This is a genomic window from Actinomadura rayongensis (assembly GCF_009831215.1).
In the GTDB taxonomy this organism is placed as follows: Bacteria; Actinomycetota; Actinomycetes; order Streptosporangiales; family Streptosporangiaceae; genus Spirillospora; species Spirillospora rayongensis.
Genome location: NZ_WUTW01000003.1, coordinates 478,116 through 492,239, shown reverse-complemented (window position 1 = coordinate 492,239; position 14,124 = coordinate 478,116). Strand labels below are relative to the sequence as shown.

Below are 14,124 nucleotides of genomic sequence, written 5' to 3'. Positions count from 1 at the left end.
GCCGCCCCGACACCTCCGGGCTGCTTTCTGGGGTTGGGAGCCGGGCGGAGACGGCGGCCCGTCCGTGCGCCGCGCCCCGCGACGGGGGCCGGGGCGCGTGCGCCCCGGATCAGTGCAGGTCGCGCGTCGCCGGCAGCAGCAGGGTGAAGATCGGCGGCGCGGGCCGGCGGAGCACGAGCCGCCCGCCCTCGGCCTCGGCGAGCGAGCGCGCGAGCGCCAGCCCGATCCCGTGGCCGTTGCCGGACGCGCTGCGCCGCGTGAAGATCTCGTCCTCCGGATCGGTGACGCCCGGCCCCTCGTCGGCGACGTCGAACGCGAGCCCGCCGCCGATGTCGCTGGCCTCCACGGTGATCCGCCCGCCGCCGTGCTCGCGCGCGTTGTCCACGAGGACGTCCAGGATCTGCCGCAGCGCCGAGGTCTTCACATGGACGGTCGGCAGCGGCCCGTGCACGACCGTCGCCAGCGGCAGCCCCTCCCAGCGGGCGCGCAGCTCGTCCAGCAGCGCGGGCACGTCCAGCGGCGCGCGGTCGGGCCCGGCGTCGCGGGCGAGCAGCAGCAGGTCGTCGATGATGTCGCGCATCCGCTCGCCGCGCCGCACGGCCGTCCGCGCGGCCGAGCGCAGGTCCGCGCCGGGCCGCTCCAGCGCCGACTCCAGCCCGAGCAGCAGCCCGGTGAGCGGGGTGCGGAGCTGGTGCGAGACGTCCGCGCTGAACGCCCGCTCGCGCTCCAGCATCGACCCGAGCCGCCGCGCGGTGACCTCCAGCGCGCGGCCCGCCGCGTCCGCCTCGCGCAGCCCGGACGGGTCGGCGCGCACGGTGAAGTCGCCGTCCCCGAGCGCCTGCGCGGCGCGCGTCAGCCGTTCCAGCGGACGCGCCAGCCGCCGCGACTGGTTCCACGCGACCCCGGCCGCCAGCCCCACGATGACCAGCGCGAACGCGCCCATGAGCAGCCACGTCCGGACCGTCCTGGCGTGCACGGTCGCGGCGGGCAGCGCGACCCGCACGACCTGCCCGGGACCGCCGCGCGAGGGGACCGGCGTCGTCACCGCGAGCGCGCGCCCCTCGGCGGCCTCGTGCGAGCGCCCGTCCCGCGCGGCGGCGGCGACGTGCGACACGGCCGGTCCCGCACCGGCGACGCGGACGCCGTCCGTTCGGTAGATCCCGACGACGAGATGCGGGCTCAGCTCGCGCGCGGCCGGGGCGGTGCCGTTGCCCGCGCCCGCCGCGACCCGCGCCGCGTCGCGCTCCAGCGTCGCCACCGCCTCGGCCCGGTACAGGAGCTGGACGGCCACGGCCAGCGGGACGATCAGCAGCGCCACCGCCACCGCCGTGATCCCCGCGATCGTGACGAGGAGCCGCCGCCGCAGCGGCGTTCCAGGAGGACGTTCCATGCGCTTCCACGCCTTTCCGGCAGGCCGCACCGAGAATAACCGGGCGCGCCGGGGTGAGCGCCGCGTTAACCGGCCGCTCACCTGCCCGGGGATAGGCTGACGAACGTCCGGATCTTCCGGGGGGAGGCACGCCATGACGGCGGGACGGCTGCTCGTCGTCGAGGACGACGACGTCATCGGCACCGAGCTGGCCGAGGCCCTCGGCGCCCAGGGCTACACGGCCGAGTGGGCGCCCGACGGCGCCGACGCGCTGGCCCGCGCCGCCGAGCGTCCGCCGGACCTGATCCTGCTCGACCTCGGCCTGCCCGACATGGACGGCGTCACGCTGTGCCGCAAGCTCCGCGGTCTGCTCGCCGACACCGTCATCGTCGTCCTCACCGCCCGCACCCGCGAGTTCGAGGTCGTCGTGGCGCTGGACGCGGGCGCCGACGACTACCTGACCAAGCCGTTCCGGCTGACCGAGCTGATGGCCCGGCTGCGCGCCCACCTGCGGCGCAGCGGCGCGGCCCGCGCGGAGGAGCGGTTCCTGACGCGCGGCGGCCTCACGCTGGACCTCGCCGCGCGGCGCGCGAGCTTCCACGGCACCGAGATCCGGCTGCGGCCGAAGGAGTTCGACCTGCTGGCGTGCCTGGCGGCCAGCGCGGGCGAGGTCGTGACGCGCGAGGCCCTGATCGACCGGGTGTGGGACGTCCACTGGTTCGGCCCGACCAAGACGCTCGACGTCCACATCTCGGCGCTGCGCCGCAAGCTCGCCGAGCACGGCGCCGACCCGACGTCGATCACCACGCTGCGCGGGCGCGGCTACCGCTTCGAGGCGTGACGCGTCACTTGCTGGGCTGCGGCGTCTCGCAGTGGACCTTCGGGTTCACGCCGAAGTAGTTCAGCGGCCCGGCGACGATCGTCAGCGTGAGCGTCCCGAAGTCCGCGCAGCTCGTGTCGGCGTCGTCGAAGTAGTGGCGCTGCGCCGCGGCGAACCCGCCGATGACGAGCCAGATGATGAGGACGACGCTTCCGGCGCGCATGGCACACCTCCCGGTGGCGGTCCGCCGGGTCGGCGGACGAGAACGCCGTCAGTGTGTCCACGCGAGCAATGATTATTCCGCTTGCATGGGAAGTAGCAGGACAAAGCGGGCGCCCTCCTGGCCGTCCGAGCGATCCTGCAGCACGAGCGAGCCCTGGTGCGCCGCCGCGATGTCCCGCGCGATGGCGAGCCCGAGCCCGGTGCCGCCCGCGTCGCGGTGCTGCCCCTCGGCCAGCCGGGTGAACCGCTCGAAGATCCGCTCGCGGTCCTCCGGGGGGATGCCGGTGCCGTCGTCCACCACCTCGACGACCGCGTAGCCGCCGGGCAGCGTCCCGATCCGCACGATCACCTCGGACGCGGCGTGCCGGTCGGCGTTGTCGATGAGGTTGGTGAGCAGGCGGGCGAGGTCGCGCGGCGATCCCCGCACCGTCACCGGGTCGCCGTCGGGCACGATGATCCGCGACCGGCGCGGGCGCCGCAGCACCTCCTGGTCGGCGAGGCCGTGCAGCTCGACGGGCTCGTCCGGGCCGCGGTCGGAGGAGTCCAGCCGCGCCAGCGCCAGCAGGTCCTCCACCACGGCCTGGAGCCGGTCGGCGCTGCGCAGCGTCGCGTCCAGCGTCTCCCGGACGTCGGACGCGTCCGGATCGGCCAGCGCCACCTCCAGCTCGGTGCGCAGCCCGGCGAGGGGGCTGCGCAGCTCGTGCGACACGTCCGACACGAAGCCGCGCTGCCGCGCCACCGCCGCCTCCAGCCGGTCCAGCGTCGCGTTCACCGACGCGGCCAGCCGCGAGATCTCGTCGTCGCGCGGCGGGACGGGCACCCGGCGCTGCAGGTCGGACGCGGTGATCTCGTCCAGGTCCGCGCGGATCTCGTCCACCGGGCGCAGCGTCCGGCCCGCCGCCCGCCACGTCCCGGCGCCGATCAGCCCGGTGACCAGCGGGATCCCGATCGCGAGCACCGCCGCCTCGCCGGGACGCGGGACGAGGCCCGGCGCGGGCAGCAGCGCGTAGGCGAAGAACTCGCCGTGCGCCGTCACCGCCCGCCGGACGAACACCCGGAAGCAGTGGCCGCCCGGCGCGGAGATCCCGCACGCCGTGCCGATCCGGCGCTCCTCGGTCGGGCCGGGCGGCGGGAACGCGACCGGCGGCTCGCCGATCATCTCCTCGTTGGCGGCGGCGATCCGCCCGCCCGGGCCGATGACCTGGAGCAGTTCCTGGGAGTCGCCGGTGAGGATCCGGCCGTCGTCGGGCAGCCCGCCGTGGACGGTCGCGACGAGCCGACTGGACTCCTGGCCGAGTTCGCGGTCCACGGCGGAGAGCTCCTGCCGCCGGATGAGCAGGAGCAGCAGGACGTACACGGCGAGCGTCAGCACCGCCGTGATCAGGACCGCCGACAGCGTCACGCGCAGCCGGATCCGCGGCGGCTGGCGCCACCGGGGCACCAGCCGCATGATCCGTCCCCGCCGCGCCCGCCAGGCCGACTCCGCATCGCCGTCCGCGCCGCCGGACGAGCCGCCGGAGTCGCCGCCGGAGTCGCCGCCGGACGCACCACGGGATCCGCCGCCGGGCATGCCGCGGGGCGCGCCGCCGGACGCGCCACCGGGCGTGTTGGAGGACGTGCCGCCGGGCGCGCCGCTGGACGCGCTGCTGGAAGCGCCGCCGAGCGTGTTGCCGGGCGCGTTGCCGGGTGCGCCGCCGGGCGCGTTGCGGGACGTGCCGCCGGACGCGTCGCCGGGTGCCTCACCGGGCGCGTTGCCAGGCGCGTTGCCGGACGCGCCGGCGCGCGCGTCGTCGCGCGCGCCGTCGGGCGCGTCCTGCGGAGGGCCGGTCCCGGCCGCGGCGGGACGGGCGGCCCCGCCACCGCCGGGTCGGCGCATTCCGAGCCACCTCGCGGGATCGTTGCCTGGTCGCCGAAGACCTGCCCCGATCCCGGCAAACCGCCCCCTCCCGCCCGGTCAAACCTGGGTCGGCGCGGTCAGTCGCGCGAGTCCAGCCCCCAGCGCGACCGGATCGCGTTGTCCACGGCCCCGAAGATCTGGTCGATGACGATCCCGATGATCAGGATGACGATCATGTAGGAGATCATGTCGGCGGTGTTGTTCAGCTCCCGCGCCTGCGACAGCAGCACGCCGAGCGACGTGGTGTCCCCGATGATCACCAGCAGCTCGCCCGCCATCAGGCTGCGCCACGCGAACGCCCAGCCCTGCTTGAGCCCCGCCACGAACGACGGCAGCGACGCGGGCATGATCAGGTGCCGGTACAGGTTCAGCCCGCGCAGCCCCATGACCTTCCCGGCGCGCAGCAGGATCGGCGGCGTGTAGTCCACGCCCGCGATGAGGCCGTTGGCGATCGACGGCGCCGCGCCGAGCACGACCACGAACAGGATCGCGCTCTCGCTCAGCTTGAACAGCAGGATCGCCAGCGGGAACCACGCGATCGACGGCATGGTCTGGAGCCCGGTGATCAGCGAGCCGAACGCGCGCCGCAGCACCAGGAACCGGGACACCAGCGCGCCGACCAGGACGCCCACCAGCACCGACACCGCGAACCCGATCGCCGCGCGCTGCATCGTCAGCGCGACGGCCTTCCAGAACCGGCCGCTCGTGACCTGGTCCCAGAACACCGGCAGCGTGTCGCCCGGGCCGGGCAGGACCCAGGGCTCCTTCCAGCCGCTCCAGACGACGATCTGCCACGCGCCGAGCGCGATGAGGACGGCCGTGGCCATCGGCCACACCGCGTTCCACACCCGCGAGAGCCGGTCGCGGCCGGGGGAGCCGCCGAGTTCGAGCGCGTCCAGGCCCGCCAGCTCGCGGTTCAGCCGGTCGCCCGCGTCGCGCTTCTGCCCGGCGCCCTGCACGGTGTCATGCGCCATGACGTCCGACCTCCTCGCGCAGCCGGTCGGTGATGTGGGCGGCGAGGCTCGACACTTCGGGCGAGTCGATCCGCCGGGGCCGGTCCATCGGCACGGGGAACTCCTCCACGACCCGTCCGGGACGGCTGCTGAGCAGCACGACCCGGTCGCCGAGGCGCACGGCCTCGCGGACGTTGTGGGTGACGAACAGGATGCTCAGCGACCGCTCCGTCCAGATGCGCTCCAGCTCGTCGTGGAGCAGGTCGCGGGTCATGGCGTCGAGCGCGCCGAACGGCTCGTCCATGAGCAGGACGGTGCCGCCCGCCGCGCCGTCCTCGTTGACGGTGAGGGCGAGCGCGCGGGCGAGCGCCACGCGCTGGCGCATGCCGCCCGACAGCTGGTGCGGGCGCTTGCGGCCGAAGTCGCGCAGGTGGACGGACGCGAGCAGGTCGCCGGCCCGGTCGCGGCGCTCGCCGCGCGGGACGCCCCGCGCCTTCAGCGCCAGCTCGACGTTCGCGCTGACCGTGAGCCACGGGAACAGCGCGGGCTCCTGGAACATCATCGCGACGCGGGCGTCGCCGGTGTCGATCGTCCCGGCGGTGGGACGGTCCAGGTCCGCGACGAGGTTGAGCAGCGTGCTCTTCCCGCAGCCGGACGCGCCGAGCAGGCAGACGAACTCGCCGGGCGCGACGGACAGCGAGACGTTGTCGAGTGCCAGCAGCCGGTTCCCGCCGGAACCGAAGGCTTTGGAGACGCCGTCGAGCCGGACCGCCGTGTCGGCGGTCCGGCTCGTGGCGGCCGGGGCGGCCTGTGTCATTTGTCGGAGACCTGTGCCTTTCCACTCGCCTTGAGGACCTCGTTGAGGGGACCGAGGTCGTAGATGCCGGTGAGGTCGGTCTTGGCCAGGAGGCCGATCTGCTCGGCGTGCTGCGCGCCGGCGAACAGCGACGAGGCCACCGGGTCCTCGGTGAACGTGATCTGCTTGAAGGCCGCGTCCAGGACCTCCTGCTTGAGCGGCTTGCCGCTGAGTTTGGTGAGGGCGTCGTTGGCGGTCTTCTCGGCGTCGGCCTTGTTGTTGTTGATGTAGTCGGTCGCCTCGACCACGCCCTCCAGCAGCTTCTTCACCGTGTCCGGGTGGGCCTTGGCGTACTTCTGGCTGACGATGAGGTTGGTGATGACGAACTTGCCGCCGGGCCACAGCGAGCTCTCGTCGAGGAGCTTCTTGCCCTTGCCCTCGATGATCAGCCGGGACGCGTAGGGCTCGGGCACCCAGGCGCCGTCGATGGAGCCCTGCTCGAACGTCTGGAGCGTCTGCGAGTTGTCCTGCGGGACGACCTTGACGTCGCCGCTGCCGTCCTTGTTGGCCGTCAGGCCCTGCTGCTTGAGCCAGTAGCGCAGCGCGACGTCCTGGGTGTTGCCGAGCTGCGGCGTCGCGATCTTCTTGCCCTTGAGGTCGGCCGCGCCCTTGATCGAGGGCTTGACGATGAGCGAGACGCCGCCCGACGCCGCGCCCGAGAAGATCTTGATCGCCTTGCCGTGCGACTGCGACCACGCGTTGATCGACGGGTTCGGGCCGACGAACGTCGCGTCGATCGCGCCGGAGAACAGCGCCTCGACGGCGGCCGGGCCGGCGTTGAACGTCGCGGTCTTCGGGGCCGTGCCGAGGTGCTTGGCGAAGATGCCCTTCTCGACGCCGACGAGCGCGGTCGCGTGCGTGATGTTCGGGAAGTAACCGAGCCGCAGGGGTGCGTCCTTGTCTGCGGGGTCGTCGTCGCCACAGGCGGTCAGCACACCCGATCCGGCGAGAAGGATCATGGCTGCTGCAGCCGCGCGCCCGCGGAACCTACGGAACATTCGGTCTATCCCTACTGTTTCGGTGTGTTCGGTTTGGACAGTAGATAAGGTTGGTAATGAGTTCGTCAAGTCGCCTGCGTGGCACGGTTTTGTCACGAAGCATCCCGATGCTCCGGGCGTGCCCCTTGGCCCCGCTCCCGGCCCCCTCGATAGGGTGACTAGCCAGCCGGAACCACCGCACGCACCAAGGAGCACGCCGTGTCGTCGATCGAGGCCGTCCTCGCCCGGGAGATCCTGGACTCGCGGGGCAACCCCACCGTCGAGGTCGAGGTCCTGCTCGCCGACGGCACCGAGGCGCGCGCCGCCGTGCCGAGCGGTGCGTCCACCGGCCAGTTCGAGGCCGTCGAGCTGCGCGACGGCGGCGACCGCTACAACGGCAAGGGCGTGCGCGACGCCGTCCGGGCCGTCAACGAGACGGTGGACGAGAAGCTCGTCGGCTACCCGGTCTCCGAGCAGCGCCTGATCGACCAGCTCCTCATCGACCTCGACGGCACGCCCGCCAAGTCCGCGCTCGGCGCCAACGCCATCCTCGGCGTGAGCCTCGCGGTCGCCAAGGCCGCCGCCGAGTCGGCCGGGCTGCCGCTGTTCCGCTACGTCGGCGGGCCGAACGCGCACCTGCTGCCCGTCCCGATGATGAACATCCTGAACGGCGGCGCGCACGCCGACACCAACGTCGACGTCCAGGAGTTCATGATCGCGCCGATCGGCGCGCCCACCTTCTCCGAGGCGCTGCGCTGGGGCACCGAGACCTACCACGCGCTGAAGTCGGTGCTGAAGGCCAAGGGACTGAGCACCGGGCTCGGCGACGAGGGCGGCTTCGCCCCCGACCTGCCGAGCAACCGCGAGGCGCTGGACCTCATCCTGGAGGCGATCCGCAAGGCCGGGTTCGCGCCGGGCCGCGACATCGCGCTCGCCCTCGACGTCGCCGCCAGCGAGTTCCACGACGCCGGGACGTACGCGTTCGAGGGCGGCAAGAAGTCCGCCGACGAGATGGCCGCCTACTACGCGGGCCTGCTCGCCGACTACCCGCTCGTCTCCATCGAGGACCCGCTGGACGAGGAGGACTGGACGGGCTGGAAGGCCCTCACCGACGCCGTCGGCGGACGCGTCCAGCTCGTCGGCGACGACCTGTTCGTCACCAACCCCGAGCGGCTCGCGCGCGGCATCGAGACCGGCACCGCCAACGCGCTGCTGGTCAAGGTCAACCAGATCGGCAGCCTCACCGAGACGCTGGACGCCGTCACGCTCGCCCAGACCAGCGGCTACCGCTGCATGATGAGCCACCGGTCCGGCGAGACCGAGGACACCACGATCGCCGACCTCGCCGTCGCGACCAATTGCGGCCAGATCAAGACCGGCGCGCCCGCCCGCAGCGACCGCGTCGCCAAGTACAACCAGCTCCTGCGGATCGAGGAGCTGCTGGACGACGCGGCCCGCTACGCCGGCGCCGCCGCGTTCCCGCGCTTCTCCGCCGAGGGCTGACCGCGTCTCCGATGGCCCGGGACCCGAGCGAGGACACCGGCGACACCGGCCGCCGGGGCGACGGCGCCCCGGCGGGCCCGCCGCGCCCCGGGCTCGGCCACGCGCTGACCGGCCGCGCGGCGATCCTCGCGGTCGTCGTCTGCGCGATCGCGCTGAGCCTCGCCTACCCGGTCCGCGAGTACGTGGCGCAGCGCCAGGAGATCGCGCAGCTGGAGCACCGGCAGGCCGAGGCGCGGCGGCAGGTGGACGAGCTGACCCGGCACGAGCAGCGGCTCGGCGACCGGTCCTACATCGAGCGCGAGGCCCGGCGGCGGCTGCGCTACTGCATGCCGGACGAGAAGTGCTACATCGTCCTGGACGGCGGCGACGGCGGCGGGACACCGGCCGGCGGGAGCGGCACCGGCCGCCGTCCGCCCTGGTACGAGACGCTGTGGCGGTCCGTGCGGGACGCCGACCGCCCGCGCTGAGCGGGAGAGAAGCCCGAGGATGATCCACGCAACAGACGAGGCCGCCGTCGCGGCCCAGCTCGGCCGTACCCCGCGCGGGATCCGGCGGGTGGCGTACCGTTGCCCGTGCGGACGGCCCGCGGTGATCGAGACGGCGCCGCGCCTCCCGGACGGAACGCCGTTCCCGACCCTGTTCTACCTGACGTGCCCGAAGGCCGCGTCCGCGATCGGGACGCTGGAGGGGAGCGGCGTGATGCGCGAGATGCAGGCCAGGCTCGCCGACGACCCGGAGCTGGCCGCCGCCTACCGGGCCGCCCACGAGGACTACCTGCGCCGCCGCGACGCGGCGGCGGCGGAGGACGGCGTCGAGCCGCTGCCGCCCGGGACGCAGAGCGCCGGGGGCATGCCCGAGCGCGTCAAGTGCCTGCACGCGCTGATCGCGCACGAGCTGGCCGTGCCGGGGTCGAACCCGTTCGGCCGGGAGGCGCTGGACGCGCTGCCCGAGTGGTGGCGGTCGGGACCGTGCGTCCGGCCCGAAGCGGAGCCGGAACTGGAGGAGGAACGGTGACGCGCGTCGCGGCCGTGGACTGCGGCACCAACTCGGTCCGGCTGCTCGTCGCCGACGTCGCCGGCGAGACGCTGACCGACGTCGAGCGGCGGATGGAGATCGTCCGGCTCGGCGAGGGCGTGGACCGTACCGGACGGCTGTCGGACGCCGCCCTGGACCGTACCTTCACCGCCATGCGCGGGTACGCCGAGCTGATCGAGCGGCACGGCGCGGAGAAGGTCCGGGTCGTCGCGACGAGCGCCACCCGCGACGCCGCGAACCGGGACGCGTTCGTCGCGGGCGTCGTGGAGATCTTCGGGACGGCCCCGGAGGTCGTCACCGGCGAGGAGGAGGCGGCGCTGTCGTTCGCGGGCGCGACCCGGGAGCTGGCGGAGCTGCGTCCGGCCCGGCCGTACCTGGTCGTGGACATCGGCGGCGGCTCGACCGAGTTCGTGCTCGGCGGCTCGTCGGTGCGCGCGGCGCGGTCGGTGGACATCGGGTGCGTCCGGATGACCGAGCGGCACCTGAAGGACGGCGACCCGCCGTCGCCGGGCCAGATCAGCGCGGCCGTGGCCGACATCGACGCGGCGCTGCGGCTCGTCCGCGAGTCCGTGCCGGTGGACGAGGCGCGGACGCTCGTCGGGCTGGCGGGCTCGGTGACGACGGTCGCGGGCATCGCGCTGGACCTGCCCGCCTACGACTCCGACCGCATCCACCTCAGCCGGATCATGGCGGGCCAGGTCCACGACGTGACGCGCGACCTGCTGCACGCGTCCCGCGCGGAACGCTCCGAGATCGGCGTGATGCACCCCGGCCGCGTGGACGTCATCGGCGCGGGCGCGCTGATTTTGGACCGCATCATGCGCGAGTTCGGCTTCGGGGCCGTGATCGTCAGCGAGCACGACATCCTCGACGGCATCGCCTGGTCGCTGGCCTGACGCCGTGGGCAATCGTCCGTTCGTCCCGCCCGGCACCGGGTGGCCCGAGGATCCGGCGGCGCCGGACACGCCCGTCGCGCGCGACGCGGCGGACGTCGCCGCGCTGGCCGCGAGCGCGCCGGACCTGGCCGAGGTCGCGGCGCGCGAGTCGGTGTGCCGCGCGTGCGACCGTCTCGTCGCGTGGCGGGAGAAGGTCGCGGTGGAGCGGCGGCGGATGTTCGCCGACGAGGAGTACTGGGGCCGTCCGGTGCCGGGCTGGGGCGCGGACGAGCCGACGATCCTGATCTCGGGCCTCGCCCCGGCGGCGCACGGCGGCAACCGCACCGGGCGGATCTTCACCGGCGACCGGTCCGGGGACTGGCTGTTCGCGTCGCTGCACCGGGTGGGGCTGGCGGCGCAGGAGACGAGCGTCCGGGCCGGGGACGGGCAGGAACTGTTCGGCGTGCGGGTCGTCGCGGCCGTCCGCTGCGCCCCGCCCGACAACAAGCCGACGCCCGACGAGCGCCGCGCCTGCCTGCCGTGGCTGGAGCGCGAGGTCGCCGAGGTCGCGCCATCGGTGCGCTGTGTGGTCGCGCTCGGCGGGTTCGCGTGGCAGGCCGTCTGGCCCGCGCTGGGACGCGCCGGGTACGCGCTGCCGCGTCCGCGCCCGCCGTTCGGGCACGGCGCCGAGGTGCTGCTGCCCGGCCCGCACGGACGGGACGTCACGCTGCTCGGCTGCTACCACCCCAGCCAGCAGAACACCTTCACCGGGCGCGTCACCGAGGCGATGCTCGACGCGGTCTTCACGCGCGCCCGGGCGCTGGCGTCCTGAGCCCGGGACGGGGCCGGCCCCCGTCGGCCCCGTCCCGTCGGGCGTCGTGAGATGAGATGCGCCCGAGTTCACCCAGGTTCGCCGTATTTGACGGATTAATCTGTGCGCCGGATCACGTTCGGTGAGGACGCCGCGCATCGGGGTACGGGCGTCCCATGGCCCCTGCGAAGAACCCCCGGCGGATCGTGATCCTCGGCGGCGGCTACGTCGGCATGTACACCGCGCTGCGCCTCCAGCGGAAGCTGCGCCGCGAGATGCGCCGCGGCGACGTCACCGTCACCGTCATCGACCCGCAGTCCTACATGACCTACCAGCCGTTCCTGCCGGAGGCGGCGGCGGGCAACCTGGAGCCCCGGCACGTCGTCGCGCCGCTGCGCAAGGTGCTGAAACGCTGCCGCGTCCGCAATGGCTATGTCACCCGCGTCGACGCCGCGCGCCGCCGCGTCTCCTACCGTCCGGCCGGGGCGGACGACCACGCCGAGCAGGAGATCCCCTACGACGTGCTCGTCGTCGCGCTCGGCTCGGTCTCCCGGACGCTCCCGATCCCCGGCCTCGCGTCCTGCGGCATCGGGTTCAAGACCATCGAAGAGGCCATCTACCTGCGCAACCACGTCCTGCACCAGCTCGACGTGGCCGCGTCCAACGACGACCCGGCGGTCCGCCGCCGCGCGCTGACGTTCGTGTTCGTCGGCGCGGGCTTCGCCGGGATCGAGGCCCTCGCCGAACTGGAGGACATGGCCCGCGACGCGTGCCCCTGGTACGGCATCGACCCGGCGGACATGCGCTGGATGATGGTCGAGGCCACCGACCGCGTCCTGCCCGAGGTCGGCCCGGAGATGGGCCGGTGGACGGTCGAGGCCCTGCGCCGGCGCGGCATCGAGGTCAAGCTGGAGACGCTGCTGAAATCGGCGGAGAACCGGCACATCGTCCTCAGCGACGGCGAGGAGTTCGACGCCGCCACGCTCGTCTGGACGGCCGGGGTGAAGGCGCACCCCGTCGTCCGCAACAGCGACCTGCCGCTGGACGACAAGGGACGCGTGAAGGTCGGCGCCGACCTCGTCGCCGAGGGCCGCCCCCACGTGTACGCCGCCGGGGACAACGCCCGGGTGCCCGATCTGTCGGGCAAGGGGGAGTTCACCGCGCCGAACGCGCAGCACGCCGTCCGGCAGGCCCGCCGCCTCGCCGACAACATCGTCGCCGACCTGCGCGGAAAGGACCGGACGCCCTACGAGCACGCCTACGTCGGGTCCGTCGCGGGTCTCGGGCTGCACAAGGGCGTCGCGAACGTCTACGGCGTCAAGCTGCGCGGCCTGCCCGCGTGGCTCATGCACCGCACGTACCACCTGTCACGCATGCCGACGTTCAACCGTAAGATGCGGGTGACGGCGGACTGGACCCTGGCGCTCTTCTTCCGGCGTGAGATCGTCTCGCTCGCCGAACTGGAGCGCCCGCACGAGGAGTTCGAGCTGGCCGGCCGGAGCTGACGGGGGGAGCGCATGCAGGACGGTGTCGCGGGCCGCCTCACCCCCCTGCTCACCCGGATCCTCCTCGGCGACGAGGGCGGCGCCGGCGAACTGCCCGTCCAGGTCCGCGCCTGGGACGGCAGCGCCGTCGGCCCCGCCGGGGCGCCCGCGTTCGTGCTGCGGCACCGCCGCGCGCTGCGCCGGCTGCTGTGGAAGCCGGGCGAGATGGGGCTCGTCCGCGCCTACGTCGCCGGTGAACTGGACATCGAGGGCGACGTGTTCGCCGCGCTCGGAGCGGTCCAGCGCGTCATGCGCAGCGGCGACGAGCCCATCCGGCTGAGCGGCGACGACAAGCGCGAGATCGTCCGGACGGCCGTCATGCTCGGCGCGGTCGGCCCCGAGCCGCGTCCGCCCGCCGAGGAGTTCCCGGCGGGCCGCGCGCCCGCCGCGGAGGCGCCGCTGCGGGCGCCCGCCGCGTTCTTCGCCCGGATGCTCGGCCCGTCGCTCGCGCACGGCAGCGGCCTGTGGGACCAGGCCGTCGACCTGGAGGACGCCCAGCGCGCCGCCCTGGACTGCGTCGCCGAACGGCTCGGCCTGTTCCCCGGCGCCCGCGTCCTGGACCTGTCGTCGGGCTGGGGCGCGTTCGCCCGCCGCGCCGCCGCCGCGGGCGCCCGGGTCGTCGCGCTCGCCCGCACGCCCGAGCAGGCCGAGCACCTGCGCGCCGCGCGGGTCGAGGGCGTGGACGTCCGCGACGGCGGCCTGGACGCCGCGGGCGACGGCCCCTACGACGCGATCGCCGGGCTCGGCGGCGTCGAGTCCCCGGACCTGCCCGTCGCCCGGCTCTACGAACTGCTCGCGCCCGGCGGCCGGCTCGTGCTCCAGCGGACGGCCCGCCGTCCCGGCCCGCACGAGGTCCGCCGCACCTTCACGACCAGCTACATGTTCCCCGGCGACGCCGAGCTGCGGACGCTCGGCGAGCAGGTCGCCGCGCTGGAGGACGCCGGGCTCGAGGTCCGCGCCGTCACCGCGCTGCGCGAGCACCACGCCCGGACGCTGCGCGCCTGGGCGGCGGGGCTCCAGCGGCACTGGGCCGAGTGCGCCGAGCTGGCGGGGGAGGGGCGCGCCCGGGTCTGGCTGCTCTACCTCGCCGCGTCCGCACTGGCCTGCGAGAGCGGCCGGGTCGGCGTCCACGAGATCGCCGCCATCCGCCGGGACCGCGACGGCCGCGCCGGGACGACCCTCGTCGAGGAACGCGCCATTCTCAGCCGCTGACGCTCCGTGCCCGCGAATCCCTCGCCGGTCACGCTGCGTAGCGATATGAT

General features: G+C 74.3%; 14 protein-coding genes. 8 read left to right on the top strand and 6 right to left on the bottom strand.

What is annotated here, in order from left to right:
* Window positions 1-109: 109 nt before the first annotated feature.
* On the bottom strand, window positions 110-1,390 hold the full coding sequence (locus GQ466_RS19130; protein WP_161104322.1) for a sensor histidine kinase: 1,281 nt from the start codon (window positions 1,388-1,390) through the stop codon (window positions 110-112).
* A gap of 133 nt (window positions 1,391-1,523) precedes the next feature.
* Between GQ466_RS19130 and GQ466_RS19125 the strand changes: the two genes are divergently transcribed.
* Window positions 1,524-2,210, top strand: a complete 687-nt coding sequence (locus GQ466_RS19125; protein ID WP_161104321.1) for a response regulator transcription factor — start codon at window positions 1,524-1,526, stop codon at window positions 2,208-2,210.
* Between the two features lie 4 nt (window positions 2,211-2,214).
* Here the strand turns inward: GQ466_RS19125 and GQ466_RS19120 are convergent, their stop codons facing one another.
* The 5 genes from GQ466_RS19120 to GQ466_RS19100 all read right to left on the bottom strand — a co-directional run bounded on the left by GQ466_RS19120 (window position 2,215) and on the right by GQ466_RS19100 (window position 7,115).
* Window positions 2,215-2,412 carry a hypothetical protein gene (locus GQ466_RS19120; RefSeq protein WP_161104320.1) on the bottom strand — a complete coding sequence of 66 codons (198 nt, stop codon included), beginning with the start codon at window positions 2,410-2,412 and terminating at the stop codon, window positions 2,215-2,217.
* A gap of 72 nt (window positions 2,413-2,484) precedes the next feature.
* On the bottom strand, window positions 2,485-4,287 hold the full coding sequence (locus GQ466_RS19115; RefSeq protein ID WP_237418115.1) for a sensor histidine kinase: 1,803 nt from the start codon (window positions 4,285-4,287) through the stop codon (window positions 2,485-2,487).
* A 98-nt stretch (window positions 4,288-4,385) separates the two neighbouring features.
* A complete protein-coding gene (locus GQ466_RS19110; protein ID WP_161104319.1) occupies window positions 4,386-5,282 on the bottom strand; it encodes an ABC transporter permease in 897 nt (298 codons plus the stop codon).
* Complete coding sequence (locus tag GQ466_RS19105) at window positions 5,272-6,078, bottom strand: ABC transporter ATP-binding protein (protein WP_161104318.1); 807 nt, start codon at window positions 6,076-6,078, stop codon at window positions 5,272-5,274. The genes GQ466_RS19110 and GQ466_RS19105 overlap by 11 nt, the downstream gene beginning before the upstream one ends.
* A complete protein-coding gene (locus GQ466_RS19100) occupies window positions 6,075-7,115 on the bottom strand; it encodes an ABC transporter substrate-binding protein (protein WP_161104317.1) in 1,041 nt (346 codons plus the stop codon). Before GQ466_RS19100 ends, GQ466_RS19105 begins: the two co-directional genes overlap by 4 nt.
* A gap of 198 nt (window positions 7,116-7,313) precedes the next feature.
* On the opposite strand from GQ466_RS19100, the gene eno reads away from it, so the two are divergent.
* The 7 genes from eno to GQ466_RS19065 all read left to right on the top strand — a co-directional run bounded on the left by eno (window position 7,314) and on the right by GQ466_RS19065 (window position 14,074).
* On the top strand, window positions 7,314-8,597 hold the full coding sequence (gene eno / locus GQ466_RS19095) for a phosphopyruvate hydratase (protein WP_161104316.1): 1,284 nt from the start codon (window positions 7,314-7,316) through the stop codon (window positions 8,595-8,597).
* An 11-nt stretch (window positions 8,598-8,608) separates the two neighbouring features.
* Window positions 8,609-9,064, top strand: coding sequence for an FtsB family cell division protein (locus tag GQ466_RS19090; protein WP_161104315.1), 456 nt, complete (start codon window positions 8,609-8,611; stop codon window positions 9,062-9,064).
* A 19-nt stretch (window positions 9,065-9,083) separates the two neighbouring features.
* Window positions 9,084-9,611, top strand: coding sequence for a DUF501 domain-containing protein (locus GQ466_RS19085; protein WP_161104314.1), 528 nt, complete (start codon window positions 9,084-9,086; stop codon window positions 9,609-9,611).
* Entirely contained in the window at window positions 9,608-10,528 is a 921-nt protein-coding gene (locus GQ466_RS19080; RefSeq protein ID WP_161104313.1) for a Ppx/GppA phosphatase family protein, read from the top strand. The genes GQ466_RS19085 and GQ466_RS19080 overlap by 4 nt, the downstream gene beginning before the upstream one ends.
* A gap of 4 nt (window positions 10,529-10,532) precedes the next feature.
* The gene (locus GQ466_RS19075) at window positions 10,533-11,339 is read left to right on the top strand and encodes a uracil-DNA glycosylase family protein (RefSeq protein ID WP_161104312.1); all 807 of its coding nucleotides are present in this window, start codon (window positions 10,533-10,535) and stop codon (window positions 11,337-11,339) included.
* 155 nt (window positions 11,340-11,494) lie between these two features.
* A complete protein-coding gene (locus GQ466_RS19070) occupies window positions 11,495-12,823 on the top strand; it encodes an NAD(P)/FAD-dependent oxidoreductase (protein WP_161104311.1) in 1,329 nt (442 codons plus the stop codon).
* 12 nt (window positions 12,824-12,835) lie between these two features.
* Window positions 12,836-14,074: a class I SAM-dependent methyltransferase gene (locus tag GQ466_RS19065; RefSeq protein ID WP_161104310.1), complete on the top strand. Its 1,239-nt coding sequence runs from the start codon at window positions 12,836-12,838 to the stop codon at window positions 14,072-14,074.
* Window positions 14,075-14,124 lie beyond the last annotated feature (50 nt).

Bases quoted from the DNA above. Each gene is read 5' to 3' on its own strand.
- GQ466_RS19110 (WP_161104319.1), bottom strand. From the start codon at position 5,282: ATGGCGCATGACACCGTGCAGGGCGCCGGGCAGAAGCGCGACGCGGGC.
- GQ466_RS19105 (WP_161104318.1), bottom strand. From the start codon at position 6,078: ATGACACAGGCCGCCCCGGCCGCCACGAGCCGGACCGCCGACACGGCG.
- GQ466_RS19115 (WP_237418115.1), bottom strand. From the start codon at position 4,287: ATGCGCCGACCCGGCGGTGGCGGGGCCGCCCGTCCCGCCGCGGCCGGG.
- GQ466_RS19065 (WP_161104310.1), top strand. From the start codon at position 12,836: ATGCAGGACGGTGTCGCGGGCCGCCTCACCCCCCTGCTCACCCGGATC.
- GQ466_RS19125 (WP_161104321.1), top strand. From the start codon at position 1,524: ATGACGGCGGGACGGCTGCTCGTCGTCGAGGACGACGACGTCATCGGC.
- GQ466_RS19090 (WP_161104315.1), top strand. From the start codon at position 8,609: ATGGCCCGGGACCCGAGCGAGGACACCGGCGACACCGGCCGCCGGGGC.
- GQ466_RS19130 (WP_161104322.1), bottom strand. From the start codon at position 1,390: ATGGAACGTCCTCCTGGAACGCCGCTGCGGCGGCGGCTCCTCGTCACG.
- GQ466_RS19120 (WP_161104320.1), bottom strand. From the start codon at position 2,412: ATGCGCGCCGGAAGCGTCGTCCTCATCATCTGGCTCGTCATCGGCGGG.
- GQ466_RS19100 (WP_161104317.1), bottom strand. From the start codon at position 7,115: ATGTTCCGTAGGTTCCGCGGGCGCGCGGCTGCAGCAGCCATGATCCTT.
- GQ466_RS19070 (WP_161104311.1), top strand. From the start codon at position 11,495: ATGGCCCCTGCGAAGAACCCCCGGCGGATCGTGATCCTCGGCGGCGGC.
- GQ466_RS19085 (WP_161104314.1), top strand. From the start codon at position 9,084: ATGATCCACGCAACAGACGAGGCCGCCGTCGCGGCCCAGCTCGGCCGT.